Source organism: Oleiphilus sp. HI0132, from assembly GCF_001635845.1.
Map to the genome: position 1 here is coordinate 1 of NZ_LWGJ01000400.1, position 891 is coordinate 891.

Annotated in this window: 1 protein-coding gene; it reads left to right on the top strand. The window is 42.3% G+C overall.

The features are described from left to right. Nucleotides 1-270 precede the first annotated feature (270 nt). Nucleotides 271-891 (top strand): UMP kinase (pyrH, locus tag A3766_RS04940; RefSeq protein WP_068641823.1); only part of this gene is annotated, 621 nt, incomplete at its 3' end.

The following is an 891-nucleotide window of genomic DNA, read 5'->3' on the forward strand; positions in this document are numbered from 1 at the left end:
AATGTTGAAAAGATAGTTCCACTTTTTACCAATCCTGATACAATTCCCAACCGTGCCGTATAAGAAGGGTGATATAACCATTTTTCTTATGCGGCATTATTGTATCTGGCAATTGGTTTTTATCTTAAAGTTGTCTGGGGAGTACTTGCTCATCTGGAAAGACTGTTTTTAGTGGGGGCGACTCCCCCGAAATTAAGATACGTCATATGCATATTAAGCAGGTTCTTAACCTGTATTTGTTAACTACGCTTTAAATGCCGAGAGTGATTCATGCCTGTAAATCTCCAGCCAAAATATAAACGAATTCTTCTAAAACTTAGTGGTGAAGCTCTAATGGGCGATGAGGACTTTGGGATCGATCCAAAAGTACTTGATCGCATGGCTTTAGAAATTGGTCAGCTGATTGGTATAGGTGTTCAGGTTGGCATGGTCATAGGTGGTGGTAACTTGTTTAGAGGTGCTGCCCTAAGCCAGGCTGGAATGGATCGTGTTACTGGTGATCATATGGGTATGCTGGCTACGGTTATGAATGCCTTGGCGATGCGTGACGCATTAGAACGATCCAATATATCAACGCGTGTTATGTCAGCTATCCCGATGAGTGGTGTTGTTGAGCATTACGATCGGCGCAGAGCGGTTAGAGATCTTAAAGATGGTGATGTTGTAATATTCAGCGCAGGAACGGGTAACCCTTTCTTTACAACTGACTCTGCTGCATGTCTACGAGGTATTGAGATTGATGCTGATGTTGTATTGAAGGCAACAAAAGTAGATGGTGTCTACAACGCTGACCCGATGAAAGATCCGACAGCCGTGAAGTATGATGCTTTGAGTTATGATGAAGTCTTGGATAAAAAGTTAGGTGTAATGGATCTAACGGCAATTTGTTTG